This window comes from Parahoeflea alexandrii, from assembly GCF_027214025.1.
GTDB lineage: Bacteria > Pseudomonadota > Alphaproteobacteria > Rhizobiales > Rhizobiaceae > Hoeflea > Hoeflea alexandrii_A.
Window position 1 is genome coordinate 265727 of record NZ_JAPWHB010000006.1, and the last position, 18678, is coordinate 284404.

Below are 18678 nucleotides of genomic sequence, written 5' to 3' on the forward strand. Positions count from 1 at the left end.
ACTACCATGCACGAATTCGCTCCAGTTACGTGGCCCGGCGGCAAACGGGTCGCCGTCATGCTCACTTTCGATTTCGACGCCGATACGCTTTGGTTGTCCCGCGACCCTGAAAATGCGTTGCGGCCCGGGACGTTGTCCCAGGGCCAGTATGGCGCGAAGGTGGGCGTTCCGAAAATCCTCGAAACCCTCAAGGCGGCCGGTGTTCCGGCGACGTTCTTCGTCCCGGGCTGGACGGCTGAAACCTATCCGGATCGAACCGACGCCATCCTGAAGGACGGCCATGAGATCGGCCATCACGGCTATCTCCACGAATGGATCGATCCGCGGGAACCGGAAAAGGAAGAAGAAGCGTTCGTGCGCGGGCTCGAGGCGCTGCGGGCCAAGGGAATCGAGCCCCGGGGATTTCGCTCGCCGGCCTGGGAAACCAGCCCCAACATGATCTCGCTCCTGGCAAAATACGGGCTTCACTACGACAGTTCCTTAATGGACACGGTGCACCCCTATCTGCATTCGACAACCGGCAGGTCGGTGGTTGAGATACCCGTGCACTGGAGCCTGGACGACGCCCCGTTCACCATGTTTTCCACCCGGACTCCCCGGACAATCATGACCAATTCCCACCTATTGGAGATCTGGCAGGCGGAATTTGAGGAAATCCGTGAGTGGGGCGGTGTGTTCAATCTCACGATGCACCCCCAGTTTACTGGTCGTCCTTCGCGGATACGGCTTTTGCGGGAAATGATCGAATGGCTCCAGCAGTTCCCCGATGTCTGGTTTGCCCGTGGTCATGAAGTATGTGATGCATGGCTGAGCAGCAGCGGCTCGGCACTGGCGGCCTCGGAATGAACTTCTCGGAATACCGGAGCATGGATGGCATCGCCCTCGCGGCTGCGCTGTCCAAGGGCGAACTGCTTCCTAAGGACGCCATGCGGCTGGCGCAGGATGCGGCCGAAGTCGTGGACCGCGTCTGCAATGCGATCACTTATCGCAGGTACGCGGCGGCGATGGTCGACGCGGAAAAATGCACCCCCGGCGGGGAACGCTTCGACGGGGTGCCCTTCCTGTTGAAGGATTCGGGACTTGCCTCTACGGACCTGCAGTCGAGCACGGGCTCTCGCTTGCTTAAAAACACAAGCTTTGCCCGAGACGCTACGCTGACAGAGCGTTTCCGGAAGGCTGGATTCATCAGCTTTGCGCGAACCGCCGTGCCCGAATTCTGCATGGCTCCGACCACGGAGGCGCTCTGCAATGGCGGGCCGACCAGAAATCCGTTTGATCTGACCCGTTCCTCAGGCGGGTCGTCAGGCGGGGCAGCGGTCGCGGTTGCAGCTGGCGTAGTACCGATTGCCCATGGCAGCGACGGTGGCGGCTCTATACGGGTTCCCGCAGCCAGCTGCGGAATCTTCGGCCTCAAACCGTCCCGCGGCCTTGTGCCCATGGGTCCATTCCGTGGAGAGGGCTGGGGGGGGCTGGCATGCGACGGCGTTCTGTCCCGCAGTGTTCGGGATACAGCGCGCGTCATGGATCTCGTCGGCGGCATGGAACCTGGCGCGCCTTATGCCAGTCCGTCATTTCGCGGCGGCTTTGAAGATGCCGTTCGGAATGGTTCCGTACCACCCCTGCGTATCGGGCTCTGGACTGACCCGTGGGGACTGGATGTGGACGCGCCTTGTCTGGCCGCGGCGGAGGCAACCGCCGAGGCTTGTCGTTCGCTCGGTCATTATGTTGTCCGGCTGCAGCCCCCCGTTTTTGATTATCCCGCCTTCATTGCGGCAATCATCACGATCATGTCGGTGAATATTGCTGCCTCGGTGGACAAGAAATTGGCCGGCAGCGGGCGTATGGTGACGGAAGATGACTTGGAGCCTGCGATCCTCGACGGCTATAATCTAGGCCGTTCCACCTTGGGAGGAAGCTATGTCCAGGCGATAAACCTGCTTCATGCCACTGGACGAATGATGGTGGAGATGATGTCGGAATGCGACATCATCATAAGCCCCACGCTCACGTCCTTGCCGGTGAAGCTCGGGACTATTTCGACCGAAGTACGGAGCTTCAAGGAGTTCCGTGAAAATGCCGGCAAGCTGACCGCTTTTCTGGCGATTATAAACGCCTCCGGCCAGCCGGCAGCGAGCCTGCCAATGTGGCGTCATGAGGGGCTGCCGGTCGGGGTTCAACTGATCGGGCATTTCGGCCGCGATGACATCGTCCTGGCGCTTTCGGGCCAATTGGAGAAAAGCCGCCTGTGGAAGGACGCCGCACAATTCCCGCGATTGGCGGAAATGGAGAGAACAAGCAGGGGTGCATGATGGATTTTGCCGGCAGAACCGTGCTCATCACGGGAGCAGGAGGGGCACTGGCGAGGGCCACTGCCGTGGTGTTGGCGAAACAGGGCGCGGATCTAGTTCTGGCCGACATCGATCAGGAAAGCCTCGATCGGACGCTTGCCCTTTGTCCGCGCTCACGAGGCCGATGTCTTGATGTGACCGTCGCCACTGAAGTCCAAGCCCTGGCCGATTATGCGCGCGAAGCGTTCGAACGTCCGGTCTACGGGCTCGTCGGGGCCGCCGGGATGCTGGGGCCTGTAAAGAAGCTGATGGATGTCACAGAGGAGGAATACGACATGACGTTTTCTCTCAACACCCGGGCCCTCTGGCTTCTGTGCCGCGCGGTTCTGCCGCAAATGCAGGCCGCCAAAGAGGGCTCCGTGGTCCTCTTGTCATCCACGGCAGGACTGGAAGCTTCACGCAGCCTCAATCTCTACTCCGTTACGAAGGCGGCGGTGATAATGCTCTCGCGGAACCTGGCGCTTAATCACGCAGCCGACAACATACGAATCAACAGCATCTGCCCCGGGACCATAGAAGGCCCCATGACGGACCGGTCGATTGCACTGCCCGGCCTTGATGAGAAGGCCCGGCAAGATCGGCGGAAGAACGTCATTGCGGCCCATCCGATGGGGCGGCTGGGCACACCGGAAGAAGTTGCGCAAAGTATTGTCTTCTTACTGAGCGACATGGCGCGTTTTACCACCGGTGTCGCGTTGCCGGTGGATGGCGGTCGCCTAGCGTAAGCTTCGATAAATTTCGGCCAACGCTTGGGCGTTTTCCTAAGGATTGGCTGTCCGACGCTTCAGCAGCATCACTATGCAATGGACCTCTCAAGAGAATTTGGTGTTGTGAGCATAAGACCTGTTAATCCTGATGGTGTGTCTGCCCGGTTTCTTTAGGCGGGAAAAATCGAAGTTGCTTATGTCGATCCCCATTCGGTGCATTGCCATAAAAGATAACTAAACCGACCTCGGCCGCCGCCGACGGGCTCATACCGTCGCCGTTGTGGAAGACTGCCGCAATACTCCTTGGGGCAATCCACCGCCCATCGTGCATGCGGAAGCGTTCAGTTGCAAACCTCGTAGGCGCCGTCTATCGGTTGATTGACGCCGCAGATGATCCCGCCCCACTGGTATCCGACACCGTCGCCGAACCTGATCTGAAACCACGGATACCCATTCATGATATCGCCGGTTCTGGCGAGAATTTCGATTGGAGTACGTTCGGCCACGCTTCCCAGCTTGTCGTATTCGAGACCGGGTCCCGAGCGGACGATACCACCCCATGATTTTGCCGGCGGGAATGATCCTCTGTCGCCTTGCCGCGGATTGAGTGGCGTCGGCTGCGTGACAATCACGGGTGCGATAACAGGACCGGAGTTGGCCATGGCTGGCTGACCGGACTGGTCGGGTTGCTGCACCTGGGACGCGCTGCCGATCGTCACGGTCTGTTGCGGGGCCGCGCTAGCGACATAGCGCTGGACTTCGCTCTGATTGACGCCGAATACCCAGACCTGATTCTGCCGGACATCGTATTCCTGGGATGCGCCCGGCGCAATTGTGGCGACCGACACCATCTGCTGGGCCGTGTCGTCGAAACGGTAGCTGTCGACCGGTTGAGCGAGCGAGTTTGTCACTCGCAGCTTTGCCGCTCCGACCGGCTGCATGGCCGGGGTTGACGAGCCGCCCTGCGACAACCTCTGGGATTGCGATGTTCCGATTTGTCCTCCAACCACGCCTGGTTGCCCGTGGCCGAGCGGTTGCTGCTTGCCAAGCGGCTGCTGGGTTCCCAGCGGTTGCTGCTGGGCGTCGGCCGGAAGCGCAATGGCAAACGCTGCCAGGATCATGCATGGGATACGAAGGTACATCATAATTGGTTTCCTTGCCTTTCCCTGCGGGACGTCAAGCGCTCAGGCACGGTCATTCCGGCCCAAAGCCAGGACTTTGCCGTGTCATGGTGTAAGTGGCTTGACCCTGCTTGGGCCTGAACGCCTCGATGCAGTTCCCCGGACCATCGGTGAAATCCCAGACATGGCCGGTCGATGTCTGCACTTCCAGATACTCGCCGTCATTGAGTTGTGAAATCTGCACGAATTGCCCATTGCCATCCACCCAGTATAGAGCCCGGTACTCGCCCGTCGCATTGATGAGCCTGAGCGTCAGGGGTTGCCCTCCGGTCGAGCGCCGGGTGCCCTGATAGCCGCAGAACGGATCCAACTGGGCGGCGCGCGCCGGATCGGCAGCTTCGTCCGCAAATGTCGCGCAATCGCGAATGAAGGCGTCGAGAGGCTGCACAATGCCCGTGGTTCGGATGTTGACGAGTTCGCCGCCTTGAATCCCGTACCGTACCTCGGCCGCTTCGCGGAAAAGGTTCCAGACCGGCGCCCGAGTATCGGACTGGAACCCGTAGCCGGTGAAAGCTTCGCTTGATTCTGGGACGAGGATAACTCCGTTCACAGTCGTGGATCGTTTGTCGGAGGAGAATGCCACGCTGACCTCGGACCCTGCGGTGGCGGGGTTGACCCGGGCGGCGATCGTCATATCGATCATTCCGCCGCTGCCGCGGCTGCAGGTGGCGCCAAACTGCGCATTGTCGGTTTCGGGAACCGAAAATGACAGCGTCGCGGTGGGGCCGAAATTGGTATAATCGTCGATATACCGGGCATATGTCCAACTGAAGCCATCACCGAACGCAGGGCTTGACAGCGATGTCGGCTGCAGCATCGGGTCCGCACCGGGCGGGCCGCGGCCGCCAGCGTCTTCTACCGGTGTGACAGCGCCGCCGTTCGCACCAATGGTGAATGCTTGCCGGGCGTCGGCGGTTGTCTGGTACCGGGTTATTTCCGCTTGGTTCTGTCCGAAGACCCAGACCTGTCCCTCCCAGGATTCCTGATCAACCGAGCCGCCGGCGACTATCGTGGAGTAAGGCTTGATCGAGCCATCGGCAGGATCGATCAGATAGTAATCCACAGGTTGCCCGGTAGCGTTGATGAACCGCACGCTCACCAGTTCCGGCCTGACAATCGACAACGCCATTGACGGCTTCGCGGGAAGTAATGAAGTGAACCCAAGGAAAACGGCCAGTATGAACATGCGCATTTGCATAGGGCTCCCGAGACGAAGATTACGGAACGGCCACGGCCCCGATTTGATGTGTCATTCGCAATCCAGCGCGGTGCGGTCCGTGAACGGAACCGCCGAATTTGATGGATGAGCGAAGATGAAAAGCCATCAATAAGCATTCGTCAAGCGAATATCACGCAAGCAATACTCCGCGGGAAAACTATTTGACTCAAGACGGAAACTCCCCTCTACTTTCACTTGCATTTAGAAGCTGCATGCTTGTGTTCCGATATTGCTGCGGCTTGATCTGGATTGAAATCTCATGGCTCAGTGGGCTTTCTGTAGCTGGACCAGGGACATAGGATCATCATAAGTCTGCGGCGCAGCAAGCTTTCGGAGCCGAACGACTGATAACTGGAAAAGGTTGGTCTGCGTGATAAACTGGTTTTCCAAGCGCCTTGTGGCCCTTTGCCTCTCGCTTCTTGCAACTTTCCTCATTGTGGCTCCGCAGTCTTTCGCGCAGCAGCAAGACCGTGTGTTGCGCGTGGAAAACCCGACAGCGCAATCCCTGCGTATTTTCGCATTCAGCTCGGTGGACAGGCAGCCAGATCAGATAGGGCAGGTTGATAGCGGTTATTTTGTTAATGTTGAGGTCAGGCAAGGGTGGCGTATCCAACTGGCAAACCAGAATGAATGGGTGGGAAGCCCCTACGATGTAACCGACGCCCCGGAACAAGTGCTCTCTCCTTCAATCGCGGACAACGGCAACTCGGGTCCGGACAACTCACAGGTCGCTGGCGACGATGCTCAGCAGGCGCCGCAGATCGGCGACGGCTCGGTGATTGTCCGCTTTGAAAACCCGTCCGACCGGGTATTGCGCATCCATCACATCCTGCCCGACCGAAGCGGTGCGCCTCTGGTTGCAGAAGTCGATTCCGGTTTCTTCATCGACATCCCGGCCCAGGCTGGCGCGGAGATCGGCATCGCCGATGACACCGGCTGGGTGGGGGAAACCTATCAGGTCACCGGCGTCGCCCCGGAAGTGGTGAGCTTGCCTGTCCAGAGCGACGGGCAGATCACGAACGATGGCGCTGACCAGGAAGGCGGTGCGGTCTCCCAGGCGCCGCGGATCGGCGACGGGTCGGTGATTGTCCGCTTTGAAAATCCGTCCGACCGGGTCTTGCGCATCCATCACATCCTGCCCGACCGAAGCAGCGCGCCTCTGGTTGCAGAAGTCGATTCCGGTTTCTTCATCGACATCCCGGCCCAGGCTGGCGCGGAGATCGGCATCGCCGATGACACCGGCTGGGTGGGGGAAACCTATCAGGTCACCGGCATCGCCCCGGAAGTGGTGAGCCTACCCGTTGCGGCCGCGCGACAGAATGCTGACGGTACGGCTGAGCAACCGCCGCAGATCGGCGACGGATCGGCCGTGGTGCGGCTTGAGAACCCGACGCCGACGACCCTGTTCATTCACTATATTCTGGACGACGGCAGCGATGCGCCGCTGGTTGCGGAAATCGCGTCAGGCTCGGCTCTTGACATCCGGGCGCAGGCTGGCGCCATCATCGGCGTGTCGGACGGAAACGACTGGACCGGCGGCCAATACGTGGTGAACGGGAGTGGTTCGGAAACCCTGTCTCTGCCGTTGCCGGTCAGTCAGGTCGCCTTGGCGGGGCAGGTAGGGAACGGATCGATCCTGGTTAACATCGCCAATCCGGCAAATGAGGCGATGGGGGTCTACATCGTCCCCCCTGACGGCGTCGAAAGCCAGCTGGTTGCCGCGATCGAGCCTGGCGAAACCTTGGTTCTGCCGGCCCAGAGCGGATACCAGATCGGCTTCTCACCGGGCGGTGACTGGTACGGCGGACTGTATACGATCGGGTCCGCTGCCAACCAGAGCATTTCCCTGCCGCTGCAAAAGAGCTTCCGTGCCGGAAATGGCGCGATTGCGTCCAGCATCACCAATTCCGGCGCGGTAGAGCTCGGCATCTACAGGATCGCGGATGGTCAGTCCGAAGCAGTCGGCTCGGTAACGTCCGGCGAAACGGTGCGGCTCGATGCGGATCCGGGAATGATCTTCGCATTCTCGCCGGGCGGCCCCTATGTCGGCGGCAATCTGACCATATCGCAAACCTCGGGGCAGTCGTTTCAGGTGCCGCTGCCGTTGAGGACCGGAAACGGGCAATTCACGGTGCGCGTCGCCAACCAGTCAGGGCGATCCCTCGCAGTGCTTGCCTTGTCGCACGACGTGTCGCAGCCTCCGGAATTCCTTGGAACCCTGCCAGCGGGCGGTTCGGTGGATGTGCTGGCGGGTGCCGGAAACAAGATCGGCTTTTCGGATGAGAATGGCCTGATCGTCGGCGGCAGTTACACCGTTCTGGCTCAGAACGGGCAGCAGATCTCGGCGCCGCTGCCGCTGATCTATGGCGAAACCAATGGAGCAGTGACCACGCGCATCACCAACACCAGCGGCGAGCCGCTCGAAATCAGCGTCGTGGATTCCAGCAGCGCCTCGGTGATCGGCGGGGTCGCCGCCGGTGAAACGATTGTCTTTCAATCCCCGCCCTGCACAATGCTCGGCTTCTCGTCGCCGGAGACACGCGAATGGGTCGGCGGCATGTTCCAGACGTCCCGCGATGCGCAGCAATCCGTCCGCGCTCCGACAGGCGCGGACAGCGATCCCGGAAAATGCATGCTGCTGACAAATGCGCAGTTGCAGGCGGTCATGGCAAAGATCGCGGTAGAAAACGTCCGCCTCGCTGAAGAGGAAAAATCGAAGACCCGGTTCTGCTGGAAAGCGACCTATGGACGCGGCGTCGGCACGGTGCCGCGAAACTGCCCTCCTGGTCAGTCGGAAGACACCGCCGGCCTTTGCTACGACAATTGCAAGCCCGGCTACAAGCCCTTCGTCACGATGTGCATTCCGAATGCGTGTCCGGCCGGTTTTACCGATACCGGCTTGCACTGCCTCAAGCCCGCGCCCGTGGAGCGCGCTGCGTTTCCCTGGAAATTGGGTGATACGCCGTTCAGCCTTGACGATGCGCGCGCGCGGTGCCGCAAGAGCAGCTACGGCAAGAAATACGGATGCGGGACATACAATTCCAACACCATCGTCTATTCGAAATGCCCGAGCGGCTACAAGACGGCGCCGCTTCTCACCAACCTGTGCACGCCCGTCTGCCCGCCTTCCATGATCGATATCGGCGTTTCCTGCCAGAAGGTCACCTATGACCGCGGCGTCGGCAACCTGATGTCCTGCAGCGGCGGAAAGGAGCGCGACGCCGGACTTTGCTACGACAAGTGCGAGGCCGGTTATACCGGCGTCGGCCCTGTGTGCTGGAACAGCTGCCCGGCCAAGTTGCCGGTCAATTGCGGCGCGGCCTGCGCTGCCTCGTCCAATGACTGCGCTTTGACTGTTACCGACCAGGTGACAGGCCCGATCATGACCGCTGCAAGTGTGGCGCTGATTGCCGTCACCGCGGGTGCCGCCTCCGGCGCGACGGCTGCCGCGAACTCTGCCAAGACGGCCGCCACGACCGCAGGCAAGGCAGGCGGACAGTTGGCGGCCAAATCCACGAGCCGTGTCGCAGCGCAGGCGGCATTCAGGCAACAGGTGGTCGCGGCCCTGTCCAAGGCTGCGACGAACGCCGCGACCAAGGCAGTGGTCAAGGACCTTACGCTTGACATCGCCCTTTCGGCTGTGATTTCCGGCGCGATCTACGCCGATTACTCCGCCGAAGCGAAGGCAGCCATGCGCCAGCAGGTAAGGGATGCATTCGATGGATCCTATACAGTCGGCGGTGAAATCGACCCGAAGGTCATCGATGCCGCTGTCGCCGCAGCGATCGAGGGGGCCGAACAGAGCAATCCGGCTGAAGATTTCCCCTGGACGTCGCTCGACCCGACAGGCGTGGCAGACATCGTGGTGGCGTACAATCATCCGATCTGCTCGGACGTAAAATAATGGGTGGAACCTCTCGCAGGTTCTGGAAGGAGTATGAAGATGATTGATCCGCTCGACTGGCTCAAGAGAGGCATGGCAATAGCGCTCGTGCTCCTGGCGACCGTGGCGCAGGCCTGGTCCGACGCCGCGACGATCCAGAATCGATGGACCTCCGGCTACCTGTTGGCGGGGAACGGATTCCAGCTGTCGCCGGATGTCGCGTCTCCCAATTCGGGCTGGGACTTCGAGCAACTCCCCGGTGAGCCATTCGTACGCCTTCGCAGCCTTGCGACCGGGCAATACCTGCATGTCGAAAACGGCCCCTTGCAGGAAGGCCAGATCGAACCGGGCTGGTGGTCGGCGATGTGGGCGCTGGAGAACGTCGAGGGACAGTTCTATCGCTTGCAGAACCGTTGGAAGCCGGATCAGTACATCATGACCGATGAGGCCGGGCGCGTTTCCGTTGGATCGATCGAACCGGGTTGGTGGTCGGCGATGTGGTCGTTTCAGGCGACCCAGGCGGCACAGCGCTCGCTGCCGGTGGTCAACGCGCCAACGACTTTGCCCCCGTCCAACACGCAGCCGGCCTCGGTCACGATCGAGCAGGCGACAGGTCAGCCAGCCGTCGAGCTTTACGTGCAGAATTTCTCGGCGGCGCCACTGGATGTGTTCATCGACATTCCGGGCAATGATCCCGCCTATGTGCAGACTGTTGGACCGGGCCAGCAGCTTCGCCAGAAGTCACCGGCCGGAGCGACATGGAGCCTGGCTCAGAACGACCAGTGGGTCGGGGATTACCAGTTGTCGGGGCAGAACCTGCAGGTGATAAGATATCCCGACGGGCGCTGATCGCTGGCGAAAACCGCGACCGCTGGGCAAGACAACGAGAAGGAACAGAAGGCATGATTGATCGGGTTCTTTACACTGCGAGCGCCATCATTCTCGTTGCGCTCCATTCCGGCGCGTCCCACGCCATGCTGCCGGGTGATCCCGCAGGCGCGGCAGTGGATCGGGAGCCGTCCATATCAAGCCTGACCGACGACGGCAGCTACATGGTAGCCGACGGTCTGGGCAAGAAGATCAGGAATGTCTTCAGAAAGAAGCCCTCCGCGCCGGGGCAATTGCCGCAACCGGGTATCCCGTTGCGCAACAACACCTATGGCCCCGCGCCGAATCTGGGTCCTAACGCGCTGCCGCCGGCCCAGGCGCTGCCTGCACCCACTGGCCAGTACGGACCGGCCCCTGCGCCAAGTGGGCCGAACCTGCCTGCGCCGGGACAGTACACGGCCGCGCCTGCCGCGCCTGTGGGAGGCGGATTGCCGCCTCCGGGCGGCGTATACGGGCCAGCGCCTGTCGGGGGGGCGAATTTGCCTCCGCCCGGCGGCAATTATGATCTCGCGCCGGGCGCGCCGGGAGTTGGCCGCCCGGTCGGCCCCAATCAGAACGCGGGCGCCCTGCCTCCGCCCGGTGGCCCGGCAAATCCGGCGCCCAACAACAATGGCATCTACGAGAGCGCGAACCAGCCATTGGACGGCAATGCCGTGCCGTTCGGGGGCGTGGGCAACAATGGAGGCGGCCTCAGGCCGAACGATCCCGGTGTTTTGCCGCCCAGGAACCAGAATGCGAATATCTACGACCGGGTCGATATGCCGCCGCCTGGCACCCTGCCGCCGTTCGGGGGCGTGGGAAATAACGGCAACGGCCTGCAGGCCGGCGTCAATGGCGGCCGGCTTCCGCCACGTAACCAGAACAATCTGGGCGGCAACCAGTTGCCACCTGCCAGGCAGGCGAATGCCGGCGCGCAAGGCGGTGTTCCTCTCCGGCGCAATGACGACGCCATCGTCGTGGAAGGTGATTTCTACGTTCCCGAACGCGCGCAGATGCGTCCGAAAAAGAGCACCCCCAAGGCGCTCAAGGTCGTCGTCGGGACCGCTGCGACGACGCTCGTTCTCTTGGCCGGAGCGGGCACTGTTTTCGGGCTGGAACGCGGCGAGGTGGTCGATATGGGCGATGACGTCAAGAACGCGTTCGACGAAGTCGAGTCGAGCATCATGGGCCTTGTGAACGGAAACTGAGAAGCAGTACGGCATCACGCCGGTAGCGCCTCCCGATTTGACCGGCATCCCGGGCGGAACATTTGAAAGGGCCAGAATGCGATCGAGATATCTCCTGTTCGTGCTGCTGCCACTGATTGGCGGCCCTTCGATTGCTTCGGCTGCGTTGCCAAAGATCGGCCCGGCGGACACGGCTGCAACGCAAACGCATGTTTCTACATTGTCGGTCGATGTGCCCGCGATGGGACCGCGCCTCGCGCTTGGTGGCCAGGGCGGCTATCAGGTCGCCCAGGCAAGCGCGCTCAAATTCCTGCGCAATGTTCCGACGCCGCGTCTCAGGATGCCCAAGCCCTCCGCGTTCCCGAGACTGGGCAGTGTGACCACAGCGCTCAAGGCTGTTCCGCCCCCCAGGCCGGGCGCCCTTGCGAAGGTCGGCCCCAAGGCGGCCAGCTTCAACCTGCTGCCCAAGGGACTTCGCAAATTACCGAAGCCATCCTACAAGAAGCTGACAACCGCGGCCGCAAGGTTACGGCCAAATCCGCGGGAACTCATGAAGGACTTGGCCATCTCCGGATCGATGTTCGCACTGGGAATTGTCCCGGGTGAAATCATCGAGCAAATCTATCCGGTTGAAGACGCTGCGCCGGTGGCGCGGACCGACACGCAGTGATGAAGTGACGGCGGCAAGCCCTGCGTGAGCGCCACAGCCAATCTGGTCTGCATCCGTCAACCCGTTTTCAAAGCGACCTCGGGCTATCTCTTTCCAATCAGAACAGTCAATTCACGCTTCTGCATGCCTGGATGCTGCTGTACCAATCGGCGCCGTGGGCAATCTGGATGTTGAAGCATTGAATGCGCGCGCCGATATCCGTGCTCTGGCTGCACAGATCGGCCGCATTGGCGGGCTGCCAGGCCGCATTGCCCTGGCGGTCCCAGGCGACATTGCCGCTCATCACGTAGTGCATGCAGTTCGCCGGCCGAACATCCATGCGCATGTCGCCGCACACCCTGTCAATGATGCCCGGCTCATAGGTCACGGACTGGTTTCCCGCATACTGGTTGGGACCGTTCAGGAAATCTCGACAGGCGTAGGGTGGCTCGGCGTTCATGACGGTCTGGGAACTGCCCGCGCCGTAGTTGGTGCAGGTTTGCAGGAATGCGCCAATCCTCTCCCGATCTCTGTCGGTTACCCGCAACGGAACTCCGCCATTTCCCGGATCCGCGTCGATGCGCAGTTCGTAGCGTGAGCCAGGTTGCATCAGGGTCCGGAAAAAGACCGAATCCACTGGGATTGAAACGCCGTATCGGGTCAATTGATCGCCGGCGTTGACGGTCGCGATCTGATCGATGTTGCCAAGAAGAAACATGTAGTTTCCGTCCTCGAGGCGGACTTTCAGGTTCTGGCTGGGATAGAGCGTTTCGCCGCCGCGGGGCTGGATAACCGTGGTTATGTAAGGCGTGGGTTGGTTGGGGTTGCAAATGGCGGAAAACAATTGCTTGCGGCTGACCTCCTCGCTGCCGAGAAACGAGGCGGAATGGATATAGTTGAGCCGGGCCCCTTCGGACGAAACATAGACGTTCCAGATCGTGCTGCTGCTACTGGCGGAGGCGGGCGCGGTTCCACCTGACAAGAGCAATGCCAAGACCATGAGTGCGGATTTGCGTTTTCGAACAGGCATTTTTCTCTCCCGTTTACGTTCAGGCTGATTTGTCTTCCCGATACGTGACAACGCCGGGAATACGCTCGAAAGCAACACGTGGACTCTGCGGAAGCCAAGAATATCTGGCGCAACCGACGGCAGATCAGCTTGCCGTATCTGGAAAGCCACTGAACATATAATTGCCTATTGTTGTGATGTTCTCAAGAGTTATGTCCCTTGGCGGATGGGGCGTCGCCGTCCATCCCTAAAGGCATGGCGATGTGCCAAGGTGATGTGCTGTCGCTTGGCAGGGCGTTGTCACGTAAACGGCATGCAATTGGCACGGCTTCGGATTGGACGTAGATTTCGGCGATGCAGGCTGAACGGATGGAGTGAATTCGGAAAGAAATGCTCATCAGAGAGCCGCCTTGATTGATCTATTGCCTGCGATATTATCGATATATGTCAATGACATAAATGTTCGTGTATTTATCCTCAGAAGTGCGCCATTTTTTCCTGCCCGTTCCGGGTGCACAGCTTCCTGCAATCTGCATGGCATTCACATCCCGCGTCCACCTGCGGTCGGGCGGGTGCTTGTGCGGGTTCGAAGCGTGCTTGCGGGGTAAGGGCTGGCCGCGGGCGGGGCAGTGATCATGGGGGACGAAAACGCATTGCCGAATGCGGCGCCATTCAAACGCTTCTCTGCCCCTTTCCCGGTGTTCGCCGGCCCCTCACGCGCTGCAGATGCTGGTTGAGATGACGGCAACAACCGACCGGAGGCAGCGACCGGGATTGGCGTTTGCAGGGACGCCGGCAGCCGGGATTGTCTGAGAACCAAGGGGTTCCGGGTCTGCCGACAGGGGTGAGGGAGATTGGTCCGGTTCATGCAAATGCGCTCGCCCCCCCCCCCCGCGGATTTTGTCCGGGGGGCGAGCCGGAGGCGTTGGGCCGGTCGTTCAGGTTTCCACGCTCGGATAATCCTTGTCGCGCCAGTGCTGCAGCTTGGCGGCAAACTCCCGCTGGAACGACAGCGGCCCCGACCGGGTCATATAGGGTTCGTCATAGATGCCGATATACATGGTCAGGTTGAGGAAGAAATGTGCGCCCATTTCGAACAGGGCGACATAGTCGTGATTGACCAGCGCTTCCCGCTCGGCATCGGTCAGGCTGTTGACGGTGGAACGCTCCGCATCGTTGAGCTTGGGCCCGATCGACTGTTCCCACGTGGCGACGAAGGACTTCGGATCCTCGATGTAGCGCTTGAGGTATTCCGGGTCCCGGTCGACGGTGAAGAGGAACTTGTTGACATAATACTTGCTCATGCGGCCTGCTCCTTCGGATACCAGGTGAAATAGGCTTCCATGGTGTGGAAAAGGTCGAGATTGTCGACATAGTCTGCATTTTCCGGCCCGGCCACGCCCAGCATCAGGATGAAGTTGAGGAAGCCCTGGGTGGCGTTGCCGCTCTTGATCATGCTCTCGTGGGTGACGTTGTCGAGGATCGCCTCAATGTCGCCGTTGCGCAGCCACTCGATCGCCTGACGGTCGAAGACCGGGTCCGGGCCGGTCTCCATGAACTGGCGCGGTCCGCCGAGCTCGAGCGACAGGTGGCCGGTTCCGATCGCGGCGACGCGGCTGTCGGACGGGTAATCGTCGATCGCCTTCCGGATGGCGCGGCCGAGATTGTAGAAACGGCGCGGGCTCGGCAGCGGCGGGGCGAAGATGTTGGTGTAGATCGGCACCACCGGCAGGTCGTTCTGCGGCCTGACCGTGATGATCGGGCAGATGATTGAATGGTCGATCTTCAGCTCGTTGGAAAAGGCGAAGTCGAAATCCTGGTCCATCAGGTGCTGGTGCATGAAGCGCGACATCGCCTCGTCACCCTCGAGCACGTATTTCGGAATGCCGAACTCGCGCTCCTCGTTGTAGAAGGTGGCGTCGTAGCGCGGCGCCTTGCCGATCAGGAACTGCGGGCAGTTGTCGAGAAAGATCTGGTGGAAATGGTCCGACCCGATCATCACCAGTATGTCCGGCTTGGTCTTGGCCAGGGTTTCCCGGTAGGCCTCGACCTTGCGCTTCCACTCCGGCGCCTGCGGCATCTGCTGCTCGGGCGGCATGGTTGTCGCCTTGAGGTAGAACGGGTGATGTGTGGAGGCCAAAGTGGCAACGAGCTGAGCCAAGGTCCTACTCCTCTTCTTGATCTTTGCGGTAAGCCCGCAGGCGTGGTTGTCTTGCTGCGGTCCCGGCAGGCTGCCGGGACCGGGATTTGATCAGCCTCAGGCGAACAGGTTGCGTTCGATCTTGGCGGCTTCGAAAATGTAGTCGCGGCTTGCTTCGAGCTCGCTGCGCAGGCGGTCCATGTCGAAGCCCATGATCTGGCCCCGCCATTTCTTCACCTGGCCGGCGACCATGACCGTGTCGACATTGGTCCGCTCCATCAGCGTGACCACCGCGCCGGGCACGTTGTTGAGCGGCGCGACGTTGATGGCCTCGGCGTCGAGAAGGATGATGTCCGCCTCCTTGCCCGGGGTCAGCGATCCGATCTTGCGGTCGAGCTTCAGCCCCCTGGCGCCGCCTATGGTTGCCTGGCGGATCGCCTGCATGGTGGTCATCAGTTCCGGGTACTCCTGGCCGGCAAGGGCCTTTTCGTTCACGAACATCCGCTGCAGAGTCACAAGGCTGCGCATCTGCGTGAAGAAGTCGGCGGTCATGGTGCATTCGACGTCGGTGGACAGCGACATCTCCATGCCGAGATCGATGGCCTTCTGGATCGGCGGCGTGCCGTGGCGCATCTGCATTTCGATCGGCACCGACAGGGAAACATGGGCGCCGGCATCCGAGGCATATTTCCAGCCGGCATCCGACATGCCGGTCATGTGAATGAAGATGTTGTCTTCGCCAAACATGCCGGCCGCACCCAGCTCGTCGAAGGTCGGTTGCATGCCGAAAGTGCCCACGACGTGAAGCGCGATCGGCAGGCCCAGTTCGCGCCCAATCTTCCACGCTTCCTCGTAACCGGGAAGATAGATCTCGCCGCCCATGACCATCGTGGTCAGCTGGTCGTCCGAGGAGAAATACTGGCTCTTGATGCGTGCGGCATCCTGCGGGTACTTGGCCCGGTCGCCCCAGCCCTCGAAATAGCCGAAGACGCCGCGGCGTCCCGCATCCCGAAGCCCCTCGATCGCGGCATCCGAATGCTCCGGCGAATGGTGGATCTGGCTCACATCCATCACCGTGGTGACGCCCGCATCCAGTTGCGCGATGCCGCCATAGAGTTCGTTGATGTAGACGTCCTCGGGCCGGTAGACCATCGAGAAGCCCTGCAGCACCGTCTCGTAATAGTTCGAGGCGTTGGCCGGGCGACCGTCATTGATCAGGATGCCGTTGGCGAGCTGGCTGCGCAGCGCCGTTTCGAACTGGTGGTGATGGGTGTCGACAAAGCCCGGCATCACAATCTTGCCGGTTGCATCTATCAAAACCGCGTCGGGTGCATCGATGTTCGCACCCACCTCGACGATGGTCTTTCCGTCAATGAGCACGTCGCCCACCGGGAAGTTGCCGACGGCATCATCGACGGAAAGAACAGCCCCGCCCTTGATCAGAACCCGGCGCCCCGGCGTGCCGAGGCCTTCGGGCAGCGTGGCTGCCGCCGCTTCCTGAGCCCGTGCCGTTGCGGTCGATCCCATCCCCAAGGTTGCGGCGGCTCCGCCGACGGCGCTCACGGTGAGAAAATCCCGCCGCGTGGGGCAGGGCAGCTGAGGTCGTTTCGGATCGCAAAGTCGGCACATTCTGGTTTCTCCTCCCGTGAGTATTCTCGTGGATTCAGGATCCGATGATGGAAACGAGCATCGGATATCGCGTCAGTGCATTGGCAATTCGGGATGCTGTGGCCCGCAGTTCGGGCAGGCGGTTGGCGATCAGGAAATCGGCGTCGACCATGCCGCTGTAGCCTGACGTGTTGAGCGCCGCGATCGTGCGGCCATCGAGCGCCCGTATCGGCACGGCCAGCGCGGTGATGCCGTAATCGAGCTGATCGACGGTGGTCGAATAGCCGTCCCGGCGCACCTGCTCGATTTCCTCACGCAGCTGCACGGGGTCGACGATCGTCTTGGATGTCAGCGGCTCGATGACGAGACCGTCGAAATAGCGGTCGAGCTCGCCATCGCTCAGCCCGGCAAGCAGCACGCGTCCGAGCGATGTCGCGCAAGCCGGATAGCGGGCACCGACCACGGCTGCGGCACGGCGCGCGCGCTGCACCGAATTGTGGGCGATGTAGATGACGTCGCGCTGCTCGAGCGTGCCGACCGAGGAGGCGTCGCCGAATTTCGCCACCAGTTCGCGCAGATGCGGCTGGAGAACCTCGTCGATCTGGGCGGAATAATAGAACCCGGAACTCAGCGCCATAATTTTCGGGCGCAGGTGGAAGCGCTTGTTGGTCTGGCCGACGTAACCGAGCGCCATTAGCGTGATCAGGCTGCGCCGCGCCGCGGCGGGCGAATACCCCACCTTTCTGGCAATTTCGCTCAGCGTCATTTCCGGATTAGCGGCGTCGAAGCTCTCGAGGATCGAAATCCCCTTGGCCAGAGCCTCGACGAACTCGTCGGGCTTGGCCGGCTTGGAGTCTCCCCCGGGTGCGGCGGAGATCTGCAGGTTTGCGGACGGATGATCAGTCATGGGGAAGTGGAACCTTTTTCATTGCTGCGATGCTCCCTTCCTACGGCTTGACCGGCCATTTTCACAGATCCCGGCGGTGACTTGACGGGACGATAAATCAGTGCAATCTTTTCGGCAAGAGGAAATATTTTCGGTATGCGAAAAAAGGACCCGAAATGCGCATTGGAAAACAGGATCAGGCATTCACGGCGATCGCCACGTCGGACGCCGACTCGATCACGGTACGGGGGTATGACCTGTGCAACGACCTGATCGGCAAGATCGATTTTACCGACTACTTCTGGCTTCTGGTCGTGGGCGAAAAGCCGACTGCTGCCCAGCGCAAAATGATGGATGCCTGCCTGGTGGCGATTGCCGAGCACGGCCTCGTGCCGAGCGTGCAGGCAGCGCGCATGACGCTCGCGGCCGGTCCTGACGCCTGGCAGGGAGCGATGGCGGCAGGCCTTCTCGGCATGGGCAGCGTCGTCGCCGGCAGTTCGGAAATCGCCGGGCAGTATCTTGCCGAGGTTCTGGCCGATGCCGAGAAAAACGGCACCGATGTCGAGACAGCGGCGATTGCCAGCCTGAAAGAACTCAAGGCTCAGCGCCGCAAGGTGCCGGGTCTCGGCCATCCGCAGCACAATGCCGGCGACCCGCGCGCCGACCGCCTGCTCGAGATTGCCGACGAACTGGGCATTTCGGGCCGCTACATTTCAACCCTGCGGACCCTGGCCGAACATGCGCCCGGCATCATCGAGCGGCCCCTGCCGATCAATGTCTCCGGCGCCATTCCGGCCGCGATCCTCGATGCCGGCTGGCCGCTCGAGGCGATCAAGGCGGTGCCGCTGCTGGCGCGCACGGCCGGCCTCGCCGCCCACCTCTACGAGGAATCGCTGCGCTCGATCGGGTTCATCATGTCGCACAAGGCTGATCTCGCCATCGGCTATGACGGCGCCCCCTCATCGCATCCGAAGTCAAAGGCATAGGGCGCACC

At 61.3% G+C, this 18678-nt stretch carries 16 protein-coding genes; 8 read left to right on the forward strand and 8 right to left on the reverse strand.

Features of this window, described 5'->3' with window-relative positions; translation table 11 throughout:
* The first annotated feature begins 6 nt into the window (after positions 1 to 6).
* The 3 genes from O4H62_RS20460 to O4H62_RS20470 are packed head-to-tail and all read left to right on the forward strand — an operon-like array spanning position 7 to position 3073.
* Positions 7 to 846 carry a polysaccharide deacetylase family protein gene (locus O4H62_RS20460; RefSeq protein WP_269390654.1) on the forward strand — a complete coding sequence of 280 codons (840 nt, stop codon included), beginning with the start codon at positions 7 to 9 and terminating at the stop codon, positions 844 to 846.
* Entirely contained in the window at positions 804 to 2309 is a 1506-nt protein-coding gene (locus O4H62_RS20465; protein ID WP_269390657.1) for an amidase, read from the forward strand. Before O4H62_RS20460 ends, O4H62_RS20465 begins: the two co-directional genes overlap by 43 nt.
* Positions 2306 to 3073, forward strand: coding sequence for an SDR family NAD(P)-dependent oxidoreductase (locus O4H62_RS20470; protein WP_269390659.1), 768 nt, complete (start codon positions 2306 to 2308; stop codon positions 3071 to 3073). The genes O4H62_RS20465 and O4H62_RS20470 overlap by 4 nt, the downstream gene beginning before the upstream one ends.
* Before the next feature lie 323 nt (positions 3074 to 3396).
* Here the strand turns inward: O4H62_RS20470 and O4H62_RS20475 are convergent, their stop codons facing one another.
* Positions 3397 to 4200: an SH3 domain-containing protein gene (locus tag O4H62_RS20475; protein WP_269390661.1), complete on the reverse strand. Its 804-nt coding sequence runs from the start codon at positions 4198 to 4200 to the stop codon at positions 3397 to 3399.
* A 49-nt stretch (positions 4201 to 4249) separates the two neighbouring features.
* Positions 4250 to 5422 (reverse strand): hypothetical protein, encoded by a 1173-nt coding sequence (locus O4H62_RS20480; RefSeq protein WP_269390663.1) that lies wholly within the window; start codon positions 5420 to 5422, stop codon positions 4250 to 4252.
* A gap of 667 nt (positions 5423 to 6089) precedes the next feature.
* Between O4H62_RS20480 and O4H62_RS20485 the strand changes: the two genes are divergently transcribed.
* From O4H62_RS20485 to O4H62_RS20500, 4 genes are all read left to right on the forward strand, one after another.
* Complete coding sequence (locus O4H62_RS20485; RefSeq protein ID WP_269390665.1) at positions 6090 to 9359, forward strand: hypothetical protein; 3270 nt, start codon at positions 6090 to 6092, stop codon at positions 9357 to 9359.
* Between the two features lie 33 nt (positions 9360 to 9392).
* Positions 9393 to 10187, forward strand: a complete 795-nt coding sequence (locus O4H62_RS20490; protein ID WP_269390666.1) for an RICIN domain-containing protein — start codon at positions 9393 to 9395, stop codon at positions 10185 to 10187.
* 53 nt (positions 10188 to 10240) lie between these two features.
* The gene (locus O4H62_RS20495) at positions 10241 to 11413 is read left to right on the forward strand and encodes a hypothetical protein (protein ID WP_269390668.1); all 1173 of its coding nucleotides are present in this window, start codon (positions 10241 to 10243) and stop codon (positions 11411 to 11413) included.
* 76 nt (positions 11414 to 11489) lie between these two features.
* A complete protein-coding gene (locus tag O4H62_RS20500; protein WP_269390670.1) occupies positions 11490 to 12062 on the forward strand; it encodes a hypothetical protein in 573 nt (190 codons plus the stop codon).
* 106 nt (positions 12063 to 12168) lie between these two features.
* Here the strand turns inward: O4H62_RS20500 and O4H62_RS20505 are convergent, their stop codons facing one another.
* From O4H62_RS20505 to O4H62_RS20530, 6 genes are all read right to left on the reverse strand, one after another.
* Positions 12169 to 13071, reverse strand: a complete 903-nt coding sequence (locus O4H62_RS20505; protein ID WP_269390672.1) for a hypothetical protein — start codon at positions 13069 to 13071, stop codon at positions 12169 to 12171.
* 182 nt (positions 13072 to 13253) lie between these two features.
* A complete protein-coding gene (locus O4H62_RS20510) occupies positions 13254 to 13448 on the reverse strand; it encodes a hypothetical protein (protein ID WP_269390674.1) in 195 nt (64 codons plus the stop codon).
* A 540-nt stretch (positions 13449 to 13988) separates the two neighbouring features.
* Positions 13989 to 14354, reverse strand: a complete 366-nt coding sequence (locus tag O4H62_RS20515; protein WP_269390675.1) for a hypothetical protein — start codon at positions 14352 to 14354, stop codon at positions 13989 to 13991.
* A complete protein-coding gene (locus O4H62_RS20520) occupies positions 14351 to 15211 on the reverse strand; it encodes an extradiol ring-cleavage dioxygenase (RefSeq protein WP_269390676.1) in 861 nt (286 codons plus the stop codon). Before O4H62_RS20520 ends, O4H62_RS20515 begins: the two co-directional genes overlap by 4 nt.
* A gap of 96 nt (positions 15212 to 15307) precedes the next feature.
* Positions 15308 to 16819 carry an amidohydrolase family protein gene (locus tag O4H62_RS20525; protein WP_269390678.1) on the reverse strand — a complete coding sequence of 504 codons (1512 nt, stop codon included), beginning with the start codon at positions 16817 to 16819 and terminating at the stop codon, positions 15308 to 15310.
* Positions 16820 to 16853: 34 nt separating this feature from the next.
* On the reverse strand, positions 16854 to 17705 hold the full coding sequence (locus O4H62_RS20530; RefSeq protein ID WP_269390680.1) for an IclR family transcriptional regulator domain-containing protein: 852 nt from the start codon (positions 17703 to 17705) through the stop codon (positions 16854 to 16856).
* Between the two features lie 155 nt (positions 17706 to 17860).
* Here O4H62_RS20530 and O4H62_RS20535 point away from each other — a divergent pair, with 155 nt between their 5' ends.
* Positions 17861 to 18670 (forward strand): citryl-CoA lyase, encoded by an 810-nt coding sequence (locus O4H62_RS20535; RefSeq protein ID WP_269390681.1) that lies wholly within the window; start codon positions 17861 to 17863, stop codon positions 18668 to 18670.
* Positions 18671 to 18678: the final 8 nt, after the last annotated feature.